20 protein-coding genes are annotated in these 20,920 nt (G+C 69.6%); 13 read left to right on the forward strand and 7 right to left on the reverse strand.

The window, feature by feature from the left end; translation table 11 throughout:
- Positions 1–7: 7 nt before the first annotated feature.
- Complete coding sequence (gene secF, locus FB600_RS20905; protein ID WP_013696691.1) at positions 8–958, forward strand: protein translocase subunit SecF; 951 nt, start codon at positions 8–10, stop codon at positions 956–958.
- Positions 959–1,107: 149 nt separating this feature from the next.
- Positions 1,108–1,938: an aminoglycoside N(3)-acetyltransferase gene (locus FB600_RS20910; protein ID WP_096749717.1), complete on the forward strand. Its 831-nt coding sequence runs from the start codon at positions 1,108–1,110 to the stop codon at positions 1,936–1,938.
- Between the two features lie 184 nt (positions 1,939–2,122).
- On the opposite strand, the gene FB600_RS20915 is transcribed toward FB600_RS20910, so the two are convergent.
- From FB600_RS20915 to FB600_RS20925, 3 genes are all read right to left on the reverse strand, one after another.
- Positions 2,123–2,683, reverse strand: coding sequence for a YceI family protein (locus tag FB600_RS20915; RefSeq protein WP_373421838.1), 561 nt, complete (start codon positions 2,681–2,683; stop codon positions 2,123–2,125).
- 91 nt (positions 2,684–2,774) lie between these two features.
- Positions 2,775–3,335 (reverse strand): YceI family protein, encoded by a 561-nt coding sequence (locus tag FB600_RS20920; RefSeq protein ID WP_025096750.1) that lies wholly within the window; start codon positions 3,333–3,335, stop codon positions 2,775–2,777.
- Positions 3,336–3,348: 13 nt separating this feature from the next.
- Positions 3,349–3,909: a cytochrome b gene (locus FB600_RS20925; protein WP_105819898.1), complete on the reverse strand. Its 561-nt coding sequence runs from the start codon at positions 3,907–3,909 to the stop codon at positions 3,349–3,351.
- 277 nt (positions 3,910–4,186) lie between these two features.
- Between FB600_RS20925 and FB600_RS20930 the strand changes: the two genes are divergently transcribed.
- The 8 genes from FB600_RS20930 to FB600_RS20965 all read left to right on the forward strand — a co-directional run bounded on the left by FB600_RS20930 (position 4,187) and on the right by FB600_RS20965 (position 13,262).
- A complete protein-coding gene (locus tag FB600_RS20930) occupies positions 4,187–4,873 on the forward strand; it encodes a paraquat-inducible protein A (RefSeq protein ID WP_096749719.1) in 687 nt (228 codons plus the stop codon).
- On the forward strand, positions 4,870–5,511 hold the full coding sequence (locus FB600_RS20935) for a paraquat-inducible protein A (RefSeq protein WP_025096753.1): 642 nt from the start codon (positions 4,870–4,872) through the stop codon (positions 5,509–5,511). Before FB600_RS20930 ends, FB600_RS20935 begins: the two co-directional genes overlap by 4 nt.
- Positions 5,504–7,138, forward strand: a complete 1,635-nt coding sequence (locus FB600_RS20940; RefSeq protein ID WP_096749720.1) for an intermembrane transport protein PqiB — start codon at positions 5,504–5,506, stop codon at positions 7,136–7,138. Before FB600_RS20935 ends, FB600_RS20940 begins: the two co-directional genes overlap by 8 nt.
- Positions 7,135–7,890 carry a membrane integrity-associated transporter subunit PqiC gene (locus FB600_RS20945; RefSeq protein ID WP_096749721.1) on the forward strand — a complete coding sequence of 252 codons (756 nt, stop codon included), beginning with the start codon at positions 7,135–7,137 and terminating at the stop codon, positions 7,888–7,890. The genes FB600_RS20940 and FB600_RS20945 overlap by 4 nt, the downstream gene beginning before the upstream one ends.
- Before the next feature lie 324 nt (positions 7,891–8,214).
- Positions 8,215–10,374 carry a site-specific recombinase gene (locus FB600_RS20950; protein ID WP_145757314.1) on the forward strand — a complete coding sequence of 720 codons (2,160 nt, stop codon included), beginning with the start codon at positions 8,215–8,217 and terminating at the stop codon, positions 10,372–10,374.
- A gap of 122 nt (positions 10,375–10,496) precedes the next feature.
- Positions 10,497–11,819: a class I SAM-dependent RNA methyltransferase gene (locus FB600_RS20955; RefSeq protein WP_096749723.1), complete on the forward strand. Its 1,323-nt coding sequence runs from the start codon at positions 10,497–10,499 to the stop codon at positions 11,817–11,819.
- 209 nt (positions 11,820–12,028) lie between these two features.
- A complete protein-coding gene (locus FB600_RS20960) occupies positions 12,029–12,418 on the forward strand; it encodes a VOC family protein (RefSeq protein WP_036029724.1) in 390 nt (129 codons plus the stop codon).
- A 115-nt stretch (positions 12,419–12,533) separates the two neighbouring features.
- Positions 12,534–13,262: a helix-turn-helix transcriptional regulator gene (locus tag FB600_RS20965; protein WP_096749724.1), complete on the forward strand. Its 729-nt coding sequence runs from the start codon at positions 12,534–12,536 to the stop codon at positions 13,260–13,262.
- 31 nt (positions 13,263–13,293) lie between these two features.
- Here FB600_RS20965 and FB600_RS20970 read toward each other — a convergent pair whose 3' ends face one another.
- The 3 genes from FB600_RS20970 to FB600_RS20980 are packed head-to-tail and all read right to left on the reverse strand — an operon-like array spanning position 13,294 to position 16,230.
- Positions 13,294–14,748: an NAD(P)(+) transhydrogenase (Re/Si-specific) subunit beta gene (locus FB600_RS20970; RefSeq protein ID WP_098154544.1), complete on the reverse strand. Its 1,455-nt coding sequence runs from the start codon at positions 14,746–14,748 to the stop codon at positions 13,294–13,296.
- The gene (locus FB600_RS20975; RefSeq protein ID WP_013696677.1) at positions 14,745–15,074 is read right to left on the reverse strand and encodes an NAD(P) transhydrogenase subunit alpha; all 330 of its coding nucleotides are present in this window, start codon (positions 15,072–15,074) and stop codon (positions 14,745–14,747) included. The genes FB600_RS20970 and FB600_RS20975 overlap by 4 nt, the downstream gene beginning before the upstream one ends.
- Positions 15,075–15,087: 13 nt before the next feature.
- A complete protein-coding gene (locus FB600_RS20980; RefSeq protein ID WP_013696676.1) occupies positions 15,088–16,230 on the reverse strand; it encodes a Re/Si-specific NAD(P)(+) transhydrogenase subunit alpha in 1,143 nt (380 codons plus the stop codon).
- A gap of 319 nt (positions 16,231–16,549) precedes the next feature.
- On the opposite strand from FB600_RS20980, the gene FB600_RS20985 reads away from it, so the two are divergent.
- From FB600_RS20985 to FB600_RS20995, 3 genes are all read left to right on the forward strand, one after another.
- Positions 16,550–17,059: an NUDIX hydrolase gene (locus FB600_RS20985; RefSeq protein ID WP_013696675.1), complete on the forward strand. Its 510-nt coding sequence runs from the start codon at positions 16,550–16,552 to the stop codon at positions 17,057–17,059.
- Positions 17,056–18,216 carry a tRNA 2-thiouridine(34) synthase MnmA gene (gene mnmA, locus FB600_RS20990; protein ID WP_096749726.1) on the forward strand — a complete coding sequence of 387 codons (1,161 nt, stop codon included), beginning with the start codon at positions 17,056–17,058 and terminating at the stop codon, positions 18,214–18,216. The genes FB600_RS20985 and mnmA overlap by 4 nt, the downstream gene beginning before the upstream one ends.
- 244 nt (positions 18,217–18,460) lie before the next feature.
- On the forward strand, positions 18,461–20,080 hold the full coding sequence (locus FB600_RS20995) for an FMN-binding glutamate synthase family protein (protein ID WP_025096761.1): 1,620 nt from the start codon (positions 18,461–18,463) through the stop codon (positions 20,078–20,080).
- Positions 20,081–20,192: 112 nt separating this feature from the next.
- Here FB600_RS20995 and FB600_RS21000 read toward each other — a convergent pair whose 3' ends face one another.
- Entirely contained in the window at positions 20,193–20,807 is a 615-nt protein-coding gene (locus tag FB600_RS21000) for a glutathione S-transferase family protein (RefSeq protein WP_013696672.1), read from the reverse strand.
- Between the last annotated feature and the right edge of the window lie 113 nt (positions 20,808–20,920).

Consider the following 20,920-nt stretch of genomic DNA (forward strand, 5'->3'; position numbering starts at 1 on the left):
AACGCACATGGAATTTTTCCGCATTCGCAAAGACATCCCGTTCATGCGGCACGCGTTGGTCTTCAACGTGATCTCGCTGGTGACCTTCCTGGCCGCCGTGTTCTTCCTGGTGCATCGCGGCCTGCATCTGTCGGTCGAGTTCACCGGCGGCACGGTGCTGGAGGTGCAGTACCAGCAGGCCGCCGAACTCGAGCCGGTGCGCGCCACGCTCGGCAAGCTCGGCTACGGCGACGCGCAGGTGCAGAGCTTCGGCACCTCGCGCAACGTGCTGATCCGCCTGGCGCTGAAGCCGGGCCTGACCTCGGCCCAGCAGAGCGACCAGGTGATGGCGGGCCTCAAGGCGCAGAACGCCGACGTGCAGTTGCAACGCGTCGAGTTCGTGGGCCCGCAGGTGGGCAAGGAGCTCGCCACCGACGGCCTGCTCGCGCTGGCCTGCGTGGTGATCGGCATCGTGATCTACCTGTCGTTCCGCTTCGAGTGGAAATACGCGGTGGCCGGCATCATCGCCAACCTGCACGACGTGGTGATCATCCTCGGCTTCTTCGCCTTCTTCCAGTGGGAGTTCTCGCTGTCGGTGCTGGCCGCCGTGCTGGCCGTGCTCGGCTACTCGGTCAACGAGTCGGTGGTGATCTTCGACCGGATCCGCGAGACCTTCCGCCGCGAGCGCAAGATGACGGTCCAGGAGGTGATCAACCACGCGATCACCAGCACCATGTCGCGGACCATCATCACCCACACCTCGACGGAAATGATGGTGCTGTCGATGTTCTTCTTCGGCGGCCCGACCCTGCACTACTTCGCGCTCGCGCTGACGGTCGGCATCATGTTCGGCATCTACTCGTCGGTGTTCGTGGCGGGTTCGCTGGCGATGTGGCTCGGCATCCGGCGCGAGGACCTGATGCGCGAGAAGAAGGGCGCGCACGATCCGAACGATCCGAACGCCGGCGCGCAGGTCTGATCGACCCGCCCCGCTTGATGCGAAAAACCGGCCTTCGGGCCGGTTTTTTTTCGTCCGCGCGGTCTCGCCCACGCGATCGGGCAGGGCCCGCGGAGCCGATGACGGCATGGCGGTGTAAGCTCGATGCACCCGAACCCAGGAGCCGCGGCATGACGGAAGCTCGACAGATCAGCCGGACCCGGCACCCCGTCACGTCGGCGAGCCTCGCCGCCGACCTGCGCGCGCTCGGGCTGCGCGCCGGCGAACTGGTCATCGCGCACTGCTCGCTCAGCGCGCTGGGCTGGGTCAACGGCGGCGCCGTGGCCGTCATCGAGGCCCTGCTCGACACGCTCGGCCCGCAAGGCACCCTGGTCATGCCCAGCCAGTCACCGCACCTGAGCGATCCCGCCAACTGGAGCGCGCCGCCGGTGCCCGAAACCTGGTGGGACACGATCCGCGCCACCATGCCGGCCTACGATCCGCGCAGCACGCCCACCAGCGGCATGGGCCGCGTGGCCGAGGCCTTCCGCGGCTGGCCGGGAGCGATCCGCAGCGCGCATCCGGCCAACTCCTTCGTCGCGCTCGGCCCGCTCGCCGCCGACGTCACGCGCGAGCACCGGCTGGCCGATCCGTTCGGCCCCGGCTCCCCGCTGGCCGAGCTGCATCGGCACGATGCCCGGATCCTGCTGATCGGCGTCGGCTTCGACGCCTGCACCGCCCTGCACTTCGCCGAGCATCGCGCCTGGGCGCGGCGCCAGCTGGTTCGCGAAGGCGCGCCGCTGATGATCGACGGCCAGCGGCAATGGGTGCGCTTCGAGATCGCCGAGCCGCTCGACAGCGAGCGCTTCGTGCCGGTCGGCGCCAGCGCGCTGGCGGCCGGCATCGGCGCGCAGGGCCCGCTCGGCGAGGGGCGCGGCGTGCTGGTCGCGATGCGGCCGCTGATCGATCACGCGTTGCGCTGCTGGTCCGGGGAGCCCGACGGCGACGCCTCCAGCGCCTGAGCATCGGTGTCGTCGCTTGCCCACGCGCCACACAGCGCTTTTGCACAGCCCGCCGTGGACAAGCGCTGTGCGCCACCCGCAACCGCCCATTCAAAAAAAATCGCCGCGCCCGTTTCCGAGGGCGCGGCGATCGAGTCACATCGCGCGGCCGACCACGCGACGTTGTCAGCTTGAAACGAGGCGCTTACTGCGCGACGCCTTCGGCCGTGATCAGCAGCTTGGTCTGCATCTTGAAGCCATAGGCCTTGCCGTAGTCGAGGCCGAACTCGTCACGGTTGAATTCGCCCACGGCATCCACGCCGCAGACTTCACGCTTGAGCATCGGGTGCTGCATGCACTTGAAGGAATCGATGGTCAGCGTCAGCGGCTTGGTCACGCCGTGCAGCGTCAGGTTGCCGACCGCGGCCACCGGCTTGTCGCCGTCGAACTTCAGGGTGCCCTTGAAGGTCGCGTCCGGGTACTTGGCGGCGTCGAAGAAGTCCGGCGTCTGCACGTGCTCGTCGAGCTTGGCGCTGCCGGTGTGGATCGAGGCGATCTTGGTGGTGACCTCGACGCTGCCCGTGTGAGCCGCGCGATCGATCGTCACCGTGCCGCTCGAGGTGTCGAACTTGCCGCGCCAGACCGACAGGCCGCCGAAGTGATCGGTCTCGAAGCTCGGGTAGGTGTGGCTCGGGTCGAGCTGGTAGGTCACCGGCGCGGCCATCGCCGGGATCGACAGCGCCGCGGCGAGCGCGCCCGCCGCCATGATCAGGGTCTTCTTCAAGTCATTCTCCTAGCTACGGTTGGATGAAGGCCACGGCGAGTCGCGGCCCCCGGAAGCGATTCGTCGACGCGGCTTATTTCGCGGCGACGAGATGGAACTTGATCTGCACTTCGTCGGCGACGATCGAGGTGTCCTTCCACTCGCCGGTACCGATCTCGAAGCTCGAGCGCTTGATCGGCAGCACGCCGTCGAACACGCGCTGGCCGCCGCTCTCGGTGACGGTGACCGGCACCGTCACGGGCACGGTCTTGCCCTTGATGGTCAGCTTGCCGGCGACGTTGTACTTGTTGCCGCCGGCCGGCGCGATCGAGGTGGAGACGAAGCTGGCCTGCGGGTAGGTCTTGGCGTCGAACCATTCCTTGCCGGCCACCTGGTCGTTGTACATCTTGTCGCCGAGGTCGAAGCTGGCGATATCGATGTTGACCTGGGCGTGGCCCTCGGCGGCCTTGGCCGGATCGAACTTCAGGTCGGCGCTGAATTTCTTGAAGCTGCCCTCGGTCGGCACGTTCATCTGCTTGGAGACCGCCGACACCTTGCTCTTGGCGAGGTCGACCTGGGCCGCGGCGGCGCCCGAAAACGCCAGCGCGGCGGCAGCCACGGCCGCCAGCAGGGAGCGATTCAGGGAGATCTTCATGGCTTTCCTTTTCTTATTTGAGGAACGGGAGCATGCGGCCCAGCACCCCGTCGCGATCGACGACCTGGTGCTTGAGCGCGGCCAGCACGTGCAGCACCACCAGCGCGAGCAGCGTGTAGTTGAGGAAGATGTGCAGCGTCTTCAGCGTTTCCTTCAGGACCGGATCGGGATCGATCAGGCGCGGCAGCGGGACCAGGCCGAGATAGACCACCGGGATGTTCGAGGCCGAGCTGTAGAGATAGCCGGTGATCGGGATCGCCAGCATCAGCAGGTAGAGCAGGCCATGCACGGCATGCGCGGCGCCCTTGGCCAGGCGCGAGGTGCCGGCCGGCAGCGGCGGCGCCGCGTGGGTGGCGCGCCACAGCACGCGGATCACGGCCAGCGCGAACACCGTCACGCCGATCCACTTGTGCCAGGAGAAATACTTGAGCTTGGTGGGCGTGAAACCGGGAATGTCGGTCATCACCCAGCCCAGCGAGAAACCGCAGATGATCAGCAGCGCGATCAGCCAGTGCAGCGCGATCGCGGTGCGCGTATAAGTGTCCGGCCGGTTCAGCGTGAGCGACGATGCCATAACGGAAAGCCTCGGATGGTGCGGGACGCGGCGCCGGCCCTGCCTGTAGGATTCCGACGCATTCAAGGCCGCCATGCTACCGCAACAATCCGGCAGGCGAGGAAACTGAAAACTGGCACGGCGGTCAGAATTTGACTCGTCTGCCCGATCCCGGCCCGGCCGGGCGCGGCGCGCCCCGAGCCGGGCTTGACACCACGAAAATCGCGTTTTGGTAAGATTGGCGCGGGTTCCAAACCGTCCCCGCGTCCCCCATGATGGCGCGCAACCGGCCTCCGAGATGGAAACACACGACCTGATTGCCTGTCATGAGTGCGACGCACTGTTGCACAAAACGCAGCTTAGCGGCAAGGACAGCGCCTGCTGCCCGCGCTGCGACGCGCTGCTCTACCGCAATACCGCCAACCAGATCGAGCGCATCTGCGCCCTGACGCTGGCCGCCCTGATCACCTTCGTGATCGCCCAGACCTTCCCGATCCTCGAGATGGACGTCAACGGCATGCGCGTGCAGACCACCCTGCTCGGCGCGCTCGAGGCGCTGTGGAACCAGGACATGCAACTGGTGGCGGTGATGGTGTTCTGCTCCACCCTGCTGTTCCCGCTGATCGAGATGGCCGCCCTGCTCTACGTGCTGCTCTCGCTGCGCGCCGGCCACGTGCCGCCGGCCTTCAACGCGGTGCTGCGGGCGATCCAGTTGGTGCGCCCCTGGGGCATGATCGAGGTGTTCATGCTGGGTATCCTGGTGACCATCGTCAAGATGGTGAGCCTGGCGCGCGTGGTGCCGGAGGCGGCGCTGTTCGCGTTCGGCGCGCTGACCCTGATGCTGGCCGCGGTGATGATGTTCGACCCGCGCGCGCTGTGGGACCTCGCCGACGAGATCCGCGCACGCCGCGCGGCGCAGCGGCACGCCCCGGCCGCGCCGGCCGGCGGCACGCCCGCGAGCCACGCCGGAGCGCCGCGCCGATGAAGATCACCTCCGCCGCACGCGCAGGCATGGCGAGTTGCCATGCCTGCGGCCACGTGCAGAAGCTCGCGCGCGCCGACGCGCATCCGGCCGAGCGCTGCGCGCGCTGCGGCACCGCCCTGCACCTGCGCAAGCCCGACAGCATCGCGCGCACCTGGGCGCTGCTGCTGGCCGCCGCGATCCTGTATATTCCCGCCAACCTGCTGCCGATCATGCGCACCGCCTCGATCGTCGGCGCGCAGGAAGACACGATCATGAGCGGAGTGGTCTATTTCTGGGTGTCGGGCGACTGGCCGCTGGCCGTGGTGGTATTCGTCGCCAGCATCCTGGTGCCGATGCTCAAGCTCGGCGCGCTGACCATTCTGGTGATCTCCGCGCAGCGCCGTTCCGCCTGGCGGCCGGTGCAGCGCACCCGGCTGTATCGCATCGTCGAGCGGATCGGGCGCTGGTCGATGCTCGACATCTTCGTCGTCACACTGACCGTCGCGCTGGTCCACTTCCGCTCGCTGGCCGAGATCACCGCCGGCCCGGGCGCGCTCGCGTTCGGCTCGGTGGTGATCCTCACCATGCTCGCCTCGATGCAATTCGATCCCCGGCTGATCTGGGATCACGTCGTCACCTCTGGAAAACACCATGAATAGTCCGCAAGGCCCGCAACCCGACCCGAACCAGCCCAACCCGCCCGAGCTGCCCGAGGCCGTCGTCACGCGCCGCAGCGGCTGGCTGCCCTCGCTGGTCTGGCTGGTGCCGCTGGTGGCGGCACTGATCGGCATCGGCCTGGTGGTGAAGTCGGTGTTCGACCGCGGCCCCGAGATCACCATCAGCTTCCGCAGCGCCGAGGGGCTCGAGCCGGGCAAGACCCAGGTCAAGTACAAGGATGTCGAGATCGGCACGGTCAAGACCATCAAGCTCTCCAAGGACCTCTCGCACGTGCTGGTCGACGTGCAGCTGAAGAAGGAGGCCGAGGACTTCGCCGTCAAGGGCAGCCGCTTCTGGGTGGTGCGCCCGCGGGTGGGCGCCTCCGGCGTGTCGGGCCTCAACACGCTGCTGTCGGGCGCCTACATCGGCGTCGACGCCGGCCGCTCGCCCAATACCCAGACCGACTTCGCCGGCCTGGAGACGCCCCCGCCCGTCACCGGCGACGACAAGGGCACCTCCTACGTGCTGCACGGCGATTCGCTGGGCTCGGTCGACATCGGCTCGCCGGTCTACTACCGCCGCGTGCAGGTCGGCCAGGTGGTCGGCTTCTCGCTCGACAAGGACGGCACCGGCGTGACCTTCAACGTGTTCGTCAACGCCCCCTACGACCAGTACGTCGGCACCAACACGCGCTGGTGGCAGGCCAGCGGCGTGGACCTGCGCCTCGATTCGAGCGGCTTCAAGCTCAATACGCAGTCGCTGGCCACCGTGATCCTCGGCGGCCTCGCCTTCCAGTCGCCGCCGAACCAGTCGGCCGGCGGCCCGGTGTCGAACGGCGCGACCTTCCGGCTCGGCTCCGACGAGGGCGACGCGATGCGCGATCCGGACGGCCTGCCGGTCGAGGTGGTGATGAACTTCAACCAGTCGCTGCGCGGGCTGTCGGTGGGCGCGCCGGTCGACTTCCGCGGCATCGTGCTGGGCAACGTCACCAACATCGCCATCGACTACGACCCGAAGACCAAGAACTTCCTGATGCCGGTCACCATGAACATCTATCCGGAGCGGCTCGGCAAGCGCTTCCGCGACCTGGTCGAGAAGAAGGGCGAGCCGGCCCAGCGCGATATCCTCACGCGCCTGGTCGAGCACGGCCTGCGCGGCCAGCTGCGCACCGGCAACCTGCTGACCAGCCAGCTCTACGTGGCGCTCGACTTCTTCCCGAAGGCGCAGAAGGTCCGGATCGACCTGACGCGCAAGCCGGTCGAGCTGCCCACCGTGCCGAACACGCTCGACGAGTTGCAACTGCAGGTGGCCGACATCGCCAAGAAGCTCGACAAGGTGCCGTTCGACCAGATCGGCAACAACCTCAACGATGCGCTCAAGCACGCCGACCAGCTGTTCCAGCAGCTCGACACGCAGGTCGCGCCGCAGGCGCGCGACACGCTGTCGGCGGCCAAGCAGACCTTCACCACGGCCGAGGCGACCCTGCAGCAGGATTCGCCGCTGCAGGCGGACGTGCGCGGTGCGCTCAAGGAGCTCACGCGCACCCTGCAGTCGCTGAACAACCTCGCCGACTACATGGAGCGGCATCCCGAGTCGCTGCTCCGCGGCAAACCCGGAGACCAGAAATGAGCGCCATCCCGCCCCGTTCGACTCGCCGCGCCGCGCGCGGCAGCCTGCCGGCGCTGGCCGCCGCGGCCTCCCGTACGTCCCTCGCGGCCCTGGCGGGCGCGGCGCTGCTGGCCGGCTGCGCCTCGGCGCCCTCGCACTTCTACACGCTGTCGGGCGACGCCGGCGCCGTCACGGCAGGCCGCAGCCTGCCGGCCAACCCCGCCTTCCTGATCCAGGTGCCGGCCGTCAACGTGCCCGAGCAGGTCGCCAAGAACCAGCTGGTGGTCCAGCGCGGCGAGTCGCGCGTCGACGTGCTCGAGGAACATCGCTGGGCCTCGCCGCCGGCCGACGAGATCCGCCGCGCGCTGTCCTCGGCGCTCACGCGCCGTCTCGGCACCATCGACGTGGCCGACGCGCCCGCGCCGCCGGGCGTGCCCGTCTATCGTGTCAGCGTCGACGTGCAGCGCTTCGAGTCCTGGCCCGGCGACAAGGCCGCGCTCGATGCCGTGTGGAGCGTGCGCTCGCTGGCCACGCAGTCGGTGATGACCTGCCGCAGCACCCTGGTGGAGAAGGTCGGCAGCGGCTACGACGCGCTGGTGGCCGGCCACCGGCAGGCGGTCGGCGAGCTGGCCGCGAGGATCTCGGCCGGCGTGCGCGTGATGGCCGCCCAGCCGGCCCCGCCGAAAACCGCCACCAAGGGCGCGGTGCCGGCGCCGGGCGCGGTGCCCTGCCCGAGCGAGGCAGAGGGCGCCGACGCCCAGCCGGCCGGCTGAGGCGCGGCGCTGCGGCCGGTGCCGGCGCGGTCCACCGCGCCGCGCGCATCGTTTCCTCCGGCCTTCTTCCGCTGCCTCGAATTCCCCCGAAAAACCCGCCCCGTCGCGGATTTGACAATTCTTGTCATGCCGCGCCGGACCCGCCGTCCGATGCGCCGGTCGGCTTGCCTTTTGCGCGACGATTGACGATCCTAGGCGCCTCCCGGCAAGCTCGACGCGGCGCAAGTGCGCGCCGCCGGCACGGCCGCCCACCAGCGGGCCGCGCGCGGCTTGCGCTGTCCGACGACCTGCGCCGCCATCCGCGGCGCCCGACCGTGCGCTGCCATGTTCCGTTCCCTGACCACCCTCCTGAAGAAATGGCGTGCCTCGCGCAGTGCCAGCCACCAGCTCGACGCGCTGCTGGCCACGGCCGACGCCAACGCGCCGCATGCCGAGCGCAGCGAGTGGCTGATCGAGCTCGCGCACTGGCTGCGCCGCGAGGGCAGCGTGCAGCCGCCGGCCGCCGAACGAGCCGCAGCCGAGGGGGCTGCCCCCGAGCCGCCGCGCGGTTTCACGGCCCACGCACGGCTGCGCTACGTGCTGCACGTGCTGGACCGCAATCCGGCCTGGAAGGCCAACGTGGCGCGCATGCTGCGCGCATTGCTGCGCGAGAGCGACGGCATCTCCCTGCTCTGCGACGCCGGCATGCCGGTGCATTCCGGTTTCTTCGGCGCGCTGTTCGAGCGCATCGACGCCTCGCTGATCCCGCCCGCGCCGAACCGGCGCGAGCTGGCCGCGCTGTTTACGCTGATGTTCCCGGCGCCGTCCGACGCGGCCTGGATCGACGCGCTGCCCGAGGACCTGCTCGCGCGCCTGCAGGCGCTGTTTGCCTACGAGATCACCGAGACCGAGCGCCATGAGCCCGGCTCCTTCTCGCGCGACCTGCTGGCTGCGCTGCACAACCTGACCCTGCAGATCAGCTCGACCGGGCTGTCGCAGACGGTGCGCAGCCGGCTGTCGGGCGACGAGGCGCGCAAGCCCGCCGAGGCCCTGCCCTTCTACCGCCTGACGCGCGCCATGCTGGCGGTGGAGAGCGCGCAGGCCGCGCTGGAAGACGGCGGCCCGGGTGGTTCGAGCGGCGATGCCAGCAAGCTGCTGCACGAGGTCAACTACCTGCGCATGCTGCTCGACGAATGCCGGCAATCGGCCGACGAGGTCTCGGCGCACCTGTACCGCAACGGCGTGTCGGTCGACATCGTGTTCCAAGTGGAGCGCATGCGCATGCGCATCCACCGCGCCGAATCGCTGCTCAACGCCTGGATGGCGCGCGACGAGCCGCGCGGCCTGGCGCGCCTGACGGCCGAGCTGGTGGACGCCAATCAGAACAGCCAGAGCGTCTCGCACCTGGTGCGCAGCAACTTCTCGCTGTTCGCGCGCAAGCTGGTGGAGACCAATGCCGATACCGGCGAGCACTACATCACGCGCGGCCGCGCCGACTACCTGAAGATGATGCGCATGGCCGCCGGCGGCGGGCTGGTGACGGTCGCGACCGTCTGCGTGAAGTTCTGGATCACCGGCGCGCACCTGCAGTCGATGATCGAGGGCTTCCTGGCCGGCATCAACTACGCGGCCGGCTTCACGCTGATGCACTTCCTGCACTTCACGCTGGCCACCAAGCAGCCGGCGATGACCGCGCCGACGCTGGCGCGCGAGCTCGACGACATCGGCCACGAGGAGGGCGTGAAGCGCTTCGTGGCCTCGGTGGTGGCGCTGATCCGCACCCAGGCGGCCGCCATCGCGGGCAACGTGCTGGTGGTGCTGCCGGTGTGCCTGGCCGTGCAGCTCGGCGCCCACGCCCTGCTGCATGCCGACGTGATCTCGGCCGACAAGGCCCACGCCACGCTGCGCTCGTTCGCGCTGCTCGGCCCCACGCCGATCTACGCGGCGCTGACCGGCGTGCTGCTGTGGGCCTCCAGCCTGATCGCCGGCTGGGCCGACAACTGGTTCGTGCTGCATCGGGTGGGCGACGCGATCGCCTATCACCGACGCCTGCGCCTCACGCTCGGCGTGAGCGGCGCGGCGCGCCTGGCGAGGTTCTGCAAGAGCAACGTGGCCGGGGTGGTCGGCAACGTCGGGCTGGGCATGATGCTCGGGCTGGTGCCGGCCATCGTCAGCGCCTTCGCGTTCGGTTTCGAGGTGCGCCACGTGACGCTCTCGGCCGGCTCGATCGGCGTGGCGCTGGGCGTGCTCGGCAAGCCCGCGCTGGCCTCGGGCGAACTCTGGTGGGCGGCGGCCGGCGTGCTGTCGATGGCGGTGCTCAACGTGGCCGTCAGCTTCGCGCTGGCCTTCACCATGGCGGTGCGTTCGCGCGCGCTGCGGCCGACCAAGGTGCGCGCGCTGATCGGCGCGATCTGGCGCGCGGTGCGCGCCGATCCGATGAGCCTGCTCTGGCCGCGCACCGCGCGCGGCCCGCACGAGGCCGCGTCGGGACCGGGCGCGCACTGAGGTCGGACGGCCCCGGCGGCGCGCTCGCCGACGCCCGGCCGGCGGCATCGCGCGATCGCGCCCCTTGGCGGCTTGCCGGGCCGCGTACAATGTCGGCTTTTGCACGCGCCGTCCCGCCCCCTATGTCCTCCTCTGATTTCGATTTCTTCGCTCCCTGCCCGCGCGGGCTCGAAGCCGCGCTCGCGGCCGAGCTGGCCGAGATCGGCGCGCGCCGCACCGGCGGCGCACCGCTCGATGTCGGCGCCCAGGTGCCGGGCGGCGTCCATTTCCGCGGCGGCTGGACCGCCGGCATGGCCGCCAACCTGCATTCGCGTGTCGCCAGCCGGGTGCTGCTGAAGATCGCCGAGCGCGCCTACCGCAACGAGCAGGACGTCTATGCGCTGGCGCTCGAGCAGGGCTGGGAGCGCTGGTTCGCCTCGACCCAGACGCTGCGGGTGGACATCACTGCCATCAAGTCGCCGCTCAAGAGCCTCGAATTCGCCACGCTGCGCGTCAAGGACGCGATCTGCGACCGGCTGCGCGAGAAGACCGGCTCGCGCCCGAGCATCGACACCGCGATGCCCGACGTGCGCGTGTTCGCCTTCCTGACCGCCAACCAGTGCACGCTCTACCTCGACACCTCGGGCGAGCCGCTGTTCAAGCGCGGCTGGCGCCTCGACAAGGGCGCGGCGCCCCTGCGCGAGAACCTCGCCGCCGGCATCCTGCGCCTGGCCGGCTGGACCCCCGAGCGGCCGCTCTACGACCCGATGTGCGGCAGCGGCACCTTCCTGGCCGAGGCCGCCCAGATCGCGCTCGACGTCGCCCCCGGCGTGGAACGCCGCTTCGGCTTCGAGAAGCTCAAGCAGTACGACATCACCGCCTGGCAGACCCTCAAGGTCGGCGCGATGGACGCCAAGCGCGCCGCGCGCGGCCGCCGCGACGCGCTGCCCGTGTACGGCAGCGACATCTCGGGCGACATGCTCGACAAGGCGCGCGCCAACCTCGAGCGCGCCGGCGCGCCGGGCGTCTCGCTCAAGCAGGTGGACGCGCGCTTCATGGCGCCGCCCTGCGACGCGCCGGGCCTGATCATCGCCAATCCCCCCTATGGCGAGCGGATCGAGGTGCGCGGGCGCAGCGCGCGCGGCGAGGTCCGCGAGACGGGCCGCAACCGCGGCGCCGACGATGCCTTCCGCCGCACCCACACCGATGCGCCCGACGGCGAGTTCTTCGCCGCGCTCGGCACCGCGCTCAAGCAGCGCTTCACGGGCTGGCAGGCCTTCCTGCTGAGCTCGGATCGCTCGCTGCCGGGCCAGCTGCGCCTGCGCGAATCGGCCAAGACGCCGCTGTTCAACGGCGCGCTCGAATGCCGGCTGTTCCGCTTCGACGTGGTGGCCGGCAGCGTGCGGCAGCGGCCGGCCGGCGAGGCTGGCGCCGGCGCGGACAACGCCGGGGCGGGCCAGGACTGATGCCTGGACCGGCGCACGAAAGGCGTCGCGCATGACACGACAGGGCCGGAATTTCCGGCCCTGTCGCTTTTCGTGAGCCCGCCGCGGCGGCGCGCGGGCCGCGGCCATGCTGCCGGCTGCTGACAGCACGCTGTCAGCAGGGCCCCCGCACACTGCGTCTCACCGCATCGGCTGCGATGCGAACCACCCCGCCCCTCCAGGAGACGCAGATGAACACCGCCACCACCACCCGCGCGATCAGTTGGTTCGAGATCCCCACCCACGATCTCGATCGCGCCACGCGCTTCTACGAAACCCTGCTCGACAAGCGCCTGAAGCGCGAGAACCTCGGCGGCTCGCTGCTCGCGATCTTCGAGCACGACGACGGCCAGACCGGCGGCGCGCTGGTGCAGGACCCGCTCGGCAGCAAGCCGGCCGCGGCCGGCCCGGTGCTCTACCTCGAGGCCGGCGAATCGGCGCAGGCCGCGCTGGAACGCGCCCGGCGCGCCGGCGGCATCGTCGAGGGCGCGGTGATCGAGCTGCCGCGCGAGATCGGCTACATCGCCTACGTGCTCGACACCGAGGGCAACCGCATCGGCCTGCACGCGCGGGGCCGATGAGCCGCGCCGGCGCCGCCCGGCACCGCCCGGCACGCCAACCGGCCCAGGCCGTGCCAGGCGCACCGGGCGGCGTTATCATCGCCGCACCACCCTCGCGCCCGCTTGCCTCGTCACCATGACCCGTCGCGCCGACCGCCTGTTCCAGATCGCCGAGCTGCTGCGCGGCCGTCGCCTGACCACCGCGCAGCAGCTCGCGCAATGGATGTCGGTGTCGCTGCGCACCGTCTATCGCGACGTGCGCGACCTGCAGCTCTCGGGCGTGCCGATCGAGGGGGAGGCCGGCATCGGCTACCGCCTGGACCGCTCGGCCAGCCTGCCGCCGCTCACGTTGACGGCCGACGAGCTGGCCGCGCTGGCGGCCGGCGCGCGCATGCTCGAATCCTGGGGCGGCGCGCGCTTCGCCGGCGGCGCCCGCTCGGCGCTGGCCAAGATCGCCTCGGCGATGCCGGCCGACAAGCGCATCGTGCTGGACCGGCTGCCGGTGTTCGCGCCCTCGCAGCGCGTGGACGCCACCTATTCGCAAACCATGGACGTGCTGCATCGCGCGCTCGACGAGCGGCGCGTGGTGCATTTCCAGTACCGGGACAAGCAGGATGCGGCCAGCGAGCGGCGCATCTGGCCGCTCGGGCTGGTGTATTGGGGCGGCCAGTGGACGCTGTCGGCCTGGTGCGAGCTGCGCGGCGACTTCCGCAACTTCGACGTGGCCCGCATCCGGGAGCCGAGCGTCCACGAGGTCCATCCCGATCTCGACGGACGCCGGCTGGCCGATTTCCTGCGCATCGCCCATCGCGAATGCGGGCAGGATCTGGACGGCAAGGCCCGGCGCGGCGGCCGGGCCGGATAAGGCCGGCCACGACGGTAGCGCCCGGCGCGCCCTACTCGACCGCCTTCACCATGTCCTCGACCACTTTCTTGGCGTCGCCGAACACCATCATGGTCTTGTCCATGTAGAACAGCTCGTTGTCGAGCCCGGCGTAGCCGGAAGCCATCGAGCGCTTGTTGACGATCACGGTGCGCGCCTTGTAGGCCTCGAGGATCGGCATGCCCGCGATCGGCGATTTCGGATCATTCTTCGCCGCCGGGTTGACCACGTCGTTGGCGCCTAGCACCAGCACCACGTCGGTCTGCCCGAACTCGTTGTTGATGTCCTCCATCTCGTAGACCAGGTCGTAGGGCACCTCGGCCTCGGCGAGCAGCACGTTCATGTGCCCCGGCATGCGCCCGGCCACCGGATGGATCGCATAGCGCACGTCGATGCCCTTGGCGATCAGCTTGTCGGTCAGCTCCTTGAGGGCGTGCTGGGCGCGCGCCACCGCCAGCCCGTAGCCGGGCACGATCACCACCGTCTCGGCATTGCCGAGCATGAAGGCGGCGTCGTCGGCCGAGCCCGACTTCACCGGCCGCTGCTCCTTCGCGCCGCCCGCCTCGGCCCCGCCGGCCTCGCCGCCGAAGCCGCCGAGGATGACGTTGAAGAAGGAGCGGTTCATCGCGTGGCACATGATGTAGGACAGGATCGCGCCCGACGAGCCGACCAGCGAGCCGGCGATGATCAGCATCGGGTTGTTCAGCGAGAAGCCGATCCCGGCCGCGGCCCATCCGGAGTACGAATTGAGCATCGACACCACCACCGGCATGTCCGCGCCGCCGATCGGGATGATGATCAGCACGCCGAGCGCGAAGGCGATCACGGTCATCACGATGAAGGGCAGCCAGGATTGCGTCAGGAAGAACAGGACGCCGAAGCCGAGCATGCCGATCGCCAGCATCAGGTTGATCAGGTGCTGGCCGGCGTAGACCACCGGCGCGCCCTGGAACAGCCTGAACTTGTACTTGCCCGAGAGCTTGCCGAAAGCGATCACCGAACCGGAGAAGGTGATCGCGCCGACGAAGGTGCCGATGAACAGCTCGATGCGGTTGCCGTAGGGGATGAAGTTGGCCGCGACCGCATCCTGCGGCACCAGGCCGAAGGCTTCCGGCTCGGCCACCACGGCATAGGCGATGCAGACCGCCGCCAGGCCGATCAGCGAGTGCATCGCGGCCACCAGCTCGGGCATCTTGGTCATCTCGACGCGCGCGGCCACGTAGGCACCCACCGCGCCGCCGACCACTAGCGCGCCGAGCACCAGGGCCAGCCCGAGCGGCAGGTTGGCGCCGAGCCAGGCGGCCTGCCTGGCGATCAGCGCGACCGTGGTGAGGATCGCGATCGCCATCCCGACCATGCCGAACAGGTTGCCGCGCCGCGCGCTCTTCGGGTTCGACAGGCCCTTGAGCGCCTGGATGAAGCAGACCGAGGCGAGCAGGTACAGCAGGGTGACCAGGTTCAGGCTCATCGCGCGCCCTCCTTGCCCTCGCCGGCCGCGCGTTTCGGTTCCTTCTTCCTGAACATCTCCAGCATGCGCCGGGTGACCAGGAAGCCGCCGAACACGTTGACCGCCGCCAGCGCCACCGCCACCGTGCCGAACACCTTGCCGGTGGTGCCCACCGTGAGCGCCGCGGCCAGCATCGCGCCGACGATCACGATCGCCGAGATCGCGTTGGTGACGGCCATCAGCGGCGTGTGCAGCGCCGGCGTCACGTTCCAGACCACGTGGTAGCCCACATAGACGGCCAGCACGAAGATGATCAGGTTGATCACCGTGTGATTGATCAATTCCATCGCGGCCTTCCCCTTACTTGCGCACGACCTCGCCGTCGCGACACAGCAGCGTCGCGGCGACGATGTCGTCGTTCATGTCGATGTTCAAGGCGCCTTCCTTCGTCACGATCAGCTTGAGGAAGTCGGCGAGATTGCGCGCGTAGAGCGCCGAGGCGTCGGCGCCGACCTGCGCGGCGAGATTGGTGTGGCCGGCGATGGTCACCCCGTGCACCTTCACCACCTGGTCGGCCACCGTCAGCGGGCAGTTGCCGCCGCGCCGGCCGTCGGCGTTCTCGGGCCCGCGCCCGGCGGCCAGGTCGACGATCACCGCGCCCGGCTTCATGGCGGCCACCGTGTCGGCCTGGATCAGGGTCGGCGCGGGCCGCCCCGGGATCAGCGCGGTGCTGATCACGATGTCGGCCTGCTTCGCGCGTTCGTGCACCAGGGCCGCCTGGCGCGCCAGCCACGACGGCGGCATCGGCCGCGCGTAGCCGCCGGTGCCCTGGGCGGCCTCGCGCTCCTCGTCGGTCTCGAAGGGCACGTCGACGAACTTCGCGCCGAGCGACTCGATCTGCTCCTTCACCGCCGGGCGCACGTCGGAAGCCTCGATCACGGCGCCCAGCCGCTTGGCGGTGGCGATCGCCTGCAGGCCCGCCACGCCGGCGCCGAGCACCAGCACGCGGGCGGCCTTCACGGTGCCCGCGGCGGTCATCAGCATCGGCAGGAAGCGCGGATAGAGCGCGGCGGCCACCAGCACCGCCTTGTAGCCGGCGATATTGGCCTGCGAGGACAGCACGTCCAGGCTCTGCGCGCGCGTGGTGCGCGGCGCGGCCTCCAGCGCGAAGCCGGTCACGCCGGCCGCGGCGAGCCGCGCGGCCTGTTCGGCATTGAAGGGATCGAGCATGCCGACCAGCACCGCGCCGCGCTTCATCTGCGGCAATTCGTCGCTGTCTGGCGCCTGCACCTTCAGCACGATCTCGGCGGCATAGGCGGCGGCGCGCTCGCCGAGCGTGGCGCCGGCCGCGGCATAGGCCTCGTCGGGGAAGCTGGCGGCCGCCCCGGCGCCGCGCTCGACGCACACCGAGTGGCCGGCCGCCACGTATTTCTTCACGGTTTCCGGCGTCGCGGCTACGCGCGCCTCGTTCGCCCGCGTCTCGGCAGGCACTCCGATAAGCATCGTGATCCCTCCAGCTTGCGTTCTGATTCTTGGTTTCGACGGCAAGGCGAGCCGGGGAAGCGACGACCGGCTCGAAGGCAACGGCAGATTCCACGCGCCAATGTACCCGAAAGCGCCGGGCGCGCCGAGATCCGGCCCTTTCCCGGTGGACAAACCGTGCCGGATCGTCCAGGCACGGCGCGCGGCGCTGAAAACGGGGCGGCATCGATGCCGGGCGCGGGCCGGCGACGGGCGCCGCGCCGCATCGGCGGGAACGCGCCGCGCAAGGCTCGCCCCGGGGTTCGGCAGCCGCGCCCGCCAACCGGTAAAATGCACGCCCATGAAACCCGAACTCTGGACCCCGCACGTCACGGTGGCCGCGATCGTCGAGCGCGACGGACGTTTCCTGCTGATCGAGGAACACACCTCGGGCGGCCTGCGGCTCAACCAGCCGGCCGGCCATCTCGAGGCCGGCGAGACGCTGGTCGACGCCGTGATCCGCGAAACCCTCGAGGAAACCGCGCATCCGTTCGAGCCGCAGGCGCTGGTGGGCGTCTACCAGACGCATTTCGAGCGGCCCGCCAAGGGCGGCGCGACCTACCTGCGCTTCACCTTCTGCGGGCGGGCCGGCGAGGCCGTCGCAGGGCTTGCGCTCGACGAGGGCATCGTCCGCACGCTGTGGATGACGGCCGAGGAGCTGCGCGCCGCCGAGAACCGCCATCGCACGCCCGCGGTGATGCGCTGCGTCGACGACTACCTCGCCGGTCGCCGCGTGCCGCTGGAGTTCGTCCATACGCATTCCGTCGCGCCCTATCGCGCGACGCCCGAACATCAGGCTGTCAGCAAATGAAGAAGCAACGTGTCGTGGTCGGCATGTCGGGCGGTGTCGATTCGTCGGTCACCGCGTGGCTGCTCAAGGAACAGGGTTACGACGTGGTCGGCCTGTTCATGAAGAACTGGGAAGACGATGACGACGGCGAGTACTGCTCGACGCGCCAGGACTGGATCGACGTGGTGTCGGTGGCGGACCTGATCGGCATCGACGTGGAAGCCGTCAACTTCGCCGCCGAATACAAGGACCGCGTGTTCGCGGAGTTCCTGCGCGAGTACTCGGCCGGGCGCACGCCGAACCCGGACGTGCTCTGCAATGCCGAGATCAAGTTCAAGGCCTTCCTCGACCACGCCATGTCGCTGGGCGCCGAGACCATCGCCACCGGCCACTACGCACGCGTGCGCGAACGCGAGGGCCGCTTCGAGCTGCTCAAGGCCTTCGACCACACCAAGGACCAGTCCTACTTCCTGCACCGGCTGAACCAGGCGCAGCTGTCGAAGACGCTGTTCCCGCTCGGCGAGATGCCGAAGACGCGAGTGCGCGAGATCGCCGAGCAGATCGGCCTGCCGAACGCGAAGAAGAAGGATTCGACCGGCATCTGCTTCATCGGCGAGCGGCCGTTCCGCGATTTCCTGAACCGCTACCTGCCGACCAGGCCGGGGCCGATGAAGACGCCCGAGGGCAAGCGCGTCGGCGAGCATATCGGGTTGGCCTTCTACACCTTCGGCCAGCGCAAGGGCATCGGCCTGGGCGGCAGCAAGGACGGCAGCGGCGAACCCTGGTTCGTGGCCGGCAAGGACATCGCCTCGAACACGCTCTACGTCGCGCAGGGCCACGAGCATCCCTGGCTGCTGTCGCGCGAGCTGGTGGCGGGCAATGTCAGCTGGGTGGCCGGCGAGCCGCCCGCCGACGGCTTCGCCTGCGGCGCGAAGACCCGCTACCGCCAGGCCGACGCGCCCTGCTCCTTCGCCCGCGCGAAGGCCGGCGAAGCGGGCGGGGCGCGCTTCTCGCTCGGCTTCGACACGCCGCAATGGGCCGTCACGCCGGGCCAGTCGGCGGTGCTCTACGACGGCGAGATCTGCCTGGGCGGCGGCATCATCGAATCGGTCGCGACCGGCCAGCCGGGCTCGGCCGAGGCGGTCGCCGCGGCGCGCACGCACGAACTGGCGAGCTGAGCGCCGCGCCGGCCGCCCCGGGCAACCAGGGCCGGCAGCGCCTGCACGGAAAGCGCCAAGCTTTCAATCGCCTTCAAAGAGGGCACGCTTCGAGGCGCGCCGACACATTCTCGGTTTAGACTTGCGGCACGCGACAATCGGTCGCCGACCGGTGGCAGCCCCACCGGCGGCCTGCCTCGCGCGCCGCCAGCCGCACCCGGCCGCCGGCGGCATGGCGGCCAACCGAAGAACAAGGAATCCCCCCATGTTTGCAAGACGTTATCTCGCGATGTGGTGCGCGACGCTCGCGCTCGTGCTGCTCGTCGTCCTCGCCTCGGCCCACCTGATCGCCTGGCCCTGGTGCCTGATCCCCGCCGCCTTCGTCGCGCTCGGCCTCTACGACCTGAAACAGGATCATCACGCGATCCTGCGGAACTACCCGCTCTGGGGCCACTTCCGCTTCATGTTCGAGTTCATCCGCCCCGAGATCCGCCAGTACTTCGTCGAGGACGACACCGACGAGAAACCCTTCTCGCGCGCGCAGCGCAGCGTGGTCTACCAGCGCGCCAAGAACGTCGCCGACAACCGGCCCTACGGCACCGAGCTCAACGTCAAGGCCACCGCGCACGAATGGATCAGCCACTCGCTGGCGCCGACCAAGCTCGCCAACCACGACTTCCGGATCCGCGTCGGCGCGAGCCGCGCCCAGCCCTACGACATCTCGATCTTCAACATCTCGGCGATGAGCTTCGGCTCGCTGTCGGCCAACGCGATCCGCTCGCTCAACCTGGGCGCGAAGAAGGGCGGTTTCGCGCACGACACCGGCGAGGGCTCGCTGTCGAAGTACCACCGCGAGCACGGCGGCGACATCATCTGGGAAATCGCCTCCGGTTACTTCGGATGCCGTAACGACGACGGCAGCTTCAATCCCGACAAGTTCGCCAAGCAGGCGGCCGACCCGCAGGTCAAGATGATCGAGGTGAAGCTCTCGCAGGGTGCCAAGCCGGGCCACGGCGGCGTGCTGCCGGCCGCCAAGATCACCCCCGAGATCGCCGAGACACGCGGCGTGCCGATGGGCAAGGACTGCATCTCGCCGGCCACCCATTCGGAGTTCTCGACGCCGCGCGGCCTGCTCGAATTCGTCGAGCGGCTGCGCACGCTCTCGGGCGGCAAGCCGACCGGCTTCAAGCTGTGCATCGGCCATCCCTGGGAATTCTTCGGCATCGCCAAGGCGATGCTCGAGACCGGCATCGTGCCCGACTTCATCGTGGTGGACGGCGCCGAGGGCGGCACCGGCGCGGCACCGCTCGAATTCACCGACCACGTGGGCGTGCCGCTGCAGGAAGGCCTGCTGCTGGTGCACAACACCCTGGTGGGGATCGGCCTGCGCGAGCGCGTGAAGATCGGCGCGAGCGGCAAGATCATCACCGCCTTCGACGTGGCGCGCACGCTGGCGATCGGCGCGGACTGGGTGAACTCGGCGCGCGGCTTCATGTTCGCGGTCGGCTGCATCCAGGCCCAGACCTGCCATACCGGCCGCTGCCCGACCGGCGTGGCGACCCAGGACGAGGTGCGCCAGCGCGCGCTGGTGGTGCCCGACAAGTCCGAGCGCGTCTACAACTTCCACCGCAACACGCTGCATGCGCTGCAGGAACTGGTGCAGGCCGCCGGCCTCGCGCATCCGGCCGACCTGCGGGCGCATCACATCGTGCAGCGTATCGCGCCGCACGAGGTCCGGTTGATGTCGCAACTGCTCAAGTATGTGAAGCCGGGCGCGCTGCTCGGCGGCGAGAAGCTCGGCCTCACGCTCTACGACACCTGGTGGCCGGTGTCGCGCAGCGATACCTTCACGATCGGCGACGCCGCTTACGCGGCCTACGATTGAGCCTCGGCCAGCGCTGGCCTCGAGCGTCGGCGCTGCCGCGCATGCATGAAAAAAACGCCCCGCCGGCTGATCCCGGCGGGGCGTTCTTGCTGACGGCCGGCCAGCTCGCGACTCAGTCCTGCGGCACCGTGTCGATGAAGGTCTGGCGCTGCGACAGCTTCTGGTAGTGCTTGTCGAGATTGGGATGACGTTCGCGCCAGCCCAGCTCCGGCATGCGGAAATCGAGATAACCGAGCGCGCAGCCGAGCGTGACGTCGGCCAGCGTGTAGTGGTTGCCGGCGCACCACGGCTTGCCGCCGAGGCCCTGCGACATGGCCACCAGGCCGTCGTCGATCTTGCGCTGCTGGCGCGCGATCCAGGCCTCGCTGCGCTGCTCGGGGGTGCGCTGCACATTCTCGATGCGGATCCCGACCGAGGCGTCGAGCACGCCGTCGCCGAGCGCCTCCCAGCACCGCACCTCGACGCGTTCGCGGCCCGAGGCCGGGATCAGCTTGCCGACCGGCGACAGCGTGTCGACGTATTCGCAGATCACGCGCGAATCGAACACGGCCGCGCCGTCCTCCATCACCAGGCACGGCACCTTGCCGAGCGGATTGGCGGCGTGGATCGTGGTGTCGGCTGCCCACACGTTCTCGAGTTCCAGCTTGTAGTCGATCTTCTTTTCGGCGAGCACGATACGCGCCTTGCGCACGTAAGGGCTGCTGAGCGAACCGATGAGTTTCATCATCCTGCCTGAAATGTAAATAGCGCCCGAGAGTATACGTCGTCGGCGATCATAACCGGGCCTGCCGGCTGTCCGCCAAGTCGGCCATCCGGCCTGTGGATCGGATGCAACAGCCG

Source organism: Burkholderia sp. SJZ089 (assembly GCF_007828315.1).
Classification (GTDB): domain Bacteria; phylum Pseudomonadota; class Gammaproteobacteria; order Burkholderiales; family Burkholderiaceae; genus Burkholderia; species Burkholderia gladioli.

What these genes read in the sequence shown, in the direction of transcription:
- FB600_RS20965 (WP_096749724.1), top strand. Translation starts at nt 12,534, where the DNA reads ATGACCCGTCGCGCCGACCGCCTGTTCCAGATCGCCGAGCTGCTGCGC.
- FB600_RS21000 (WP_013696672.1), bottom strand. Translation starts at nt 20,807, where the DNA reads ATGATGAAACTCATCGGTTCGCTCAGCAGCCCTTACGTGCGCAAGGCG.
- FB600_RS20945 (WP_096749721.1), top strand. Translation starts at nt 7,135, where the DNA reads ATGAGCGCCATCCCGCCCCGTTCGACTCGCCGCGCCGCGCGCGGCAGC.
- FB600_RS20935 (WP_025096753.1), top strand. Translation starts at nt 4,870, where the DNA reads ATGAAGATCACCTCCGCCGCACGCGCAGGCATGGCGAGTTGCCATGCC.
- FB600_RS20950 (WP_145757314.1), top strand. Translation starts at nt 8,215, where the DNA reads ATGTTCCGTTCCCTGACCACCCTCCTGAAGAAATGGCGTGCCTCGCGC.
- FB600_RS20995 (WP_025096761.1), top strand. Translation starts at nt 18,461, where the DNA reads ATGTTTGCAAGACGTTATCTCGCGATGTGGTGCGCGACGCTCGCGCTC.
- FB600_RS20955 (WP_096749723.1), top strand. Translation starts at nt 10,497, where the DNA reads ATGTCCTCCTCTGATTTCGATTTCTTCGCTCCCTGCCCGCGCGGGCTC.
- mnmA (WP_096749726.1), top strand. Translation starts at nt 17,056, where the DNA reads ATGAAGAAGCAACGTGTCGTGGTCGGCATGTCGGGCGGTGTCGATTCG.
- FB600_RS20915 (WP_373421838.1), bottom strand. Translation starts at nt 2,683, where the DNA reads ATGGCGGCGGGCGCGCTCGCCGCGGCGCTGTCGATCCCGGCGATGGCC.
- FB600_RS20960 (WP_036029724.1), top strand. Translation starts at nt 12,029, where the DNA reads ATGAACACCGCCACCACCACCCGCGCGATCAGTTGGTTCGAGATCCCC.
- FB600_RS20940 (WP_096749720.1), top strand. Translation starts at nt 5,504, where the DNA reads ATGAATAGTCCGCAAGGCCCGCAACCCGACCCGAACCAGCCCAACCCG.
- FB600_RS20980 (WP_013696676.1), bottom strand. Translation starts at nt 16,230, where the DNA reads ATGCTTATCGGAGTGCCTGCCGAGACGCGGGCGAACGAGGCGCGCGTA.
- FB600_RS20920 (WP_025096750.1), bottom strand. Translation starts at nt 3,335, where the DNA reads ATGAAGATCTCCCTGAATCGCTCCCTGCTGGCGGCCGTGGCTGCCGCC.
- FB600_RS20970 (WP_098154544.1), bottom strand. Translation starts at nt 14,748, where the DNA reads ATGAGCCTGAACCTGGTCACCCTGCTGTACCTGCTCGCCTCGGTCTGC.
- FB600_RS20910 (WP_096749717.1), top strand. Translation starts at nt 1,108, where the DNA reads ATGACGGAAGCTCGACAGATCAGCCGGACCCGGCACCCCGTCACGTCG.
- FB600_RS20985 (WP_013696675.1), top strand. Translation starts at nt 16,550, where the DNA reads ATGAAACCCGAACTCTGGACCCCGCACGTCACGGTGGCCGCGATCGTC.
- FB600_RS20975 (WP_013696677.1), bottom strand. Translation starts at nt 15,074, where the DNA reads ATGGAATTGATCAATCACACGGTGATCAACCTGATCATCTTCGTGCTG.
- FB600_RS20925 (WP_105819898.1), bottom strand. Translation starts at nt 3,909, where the DNA reads ATGGCATCGTCGCTCACGCTGAACCGGCCGGACACTTATACGCGCACC.
- FB600_RS20930 (WP_096749719.1), top strand. Translation starts at nt 4,187, where the DNA reads ATGGAAACACACGACCTGATTGCCTGTCATGAGTGCGACGCACTGTTG.
- secF (WP_013696691.1), top strand. Translation starts at nt 8, where the DNA reads ATGGAATTTTTCCGCATTCGCAAAGACATCCCGTTCATGCGGCACGCG.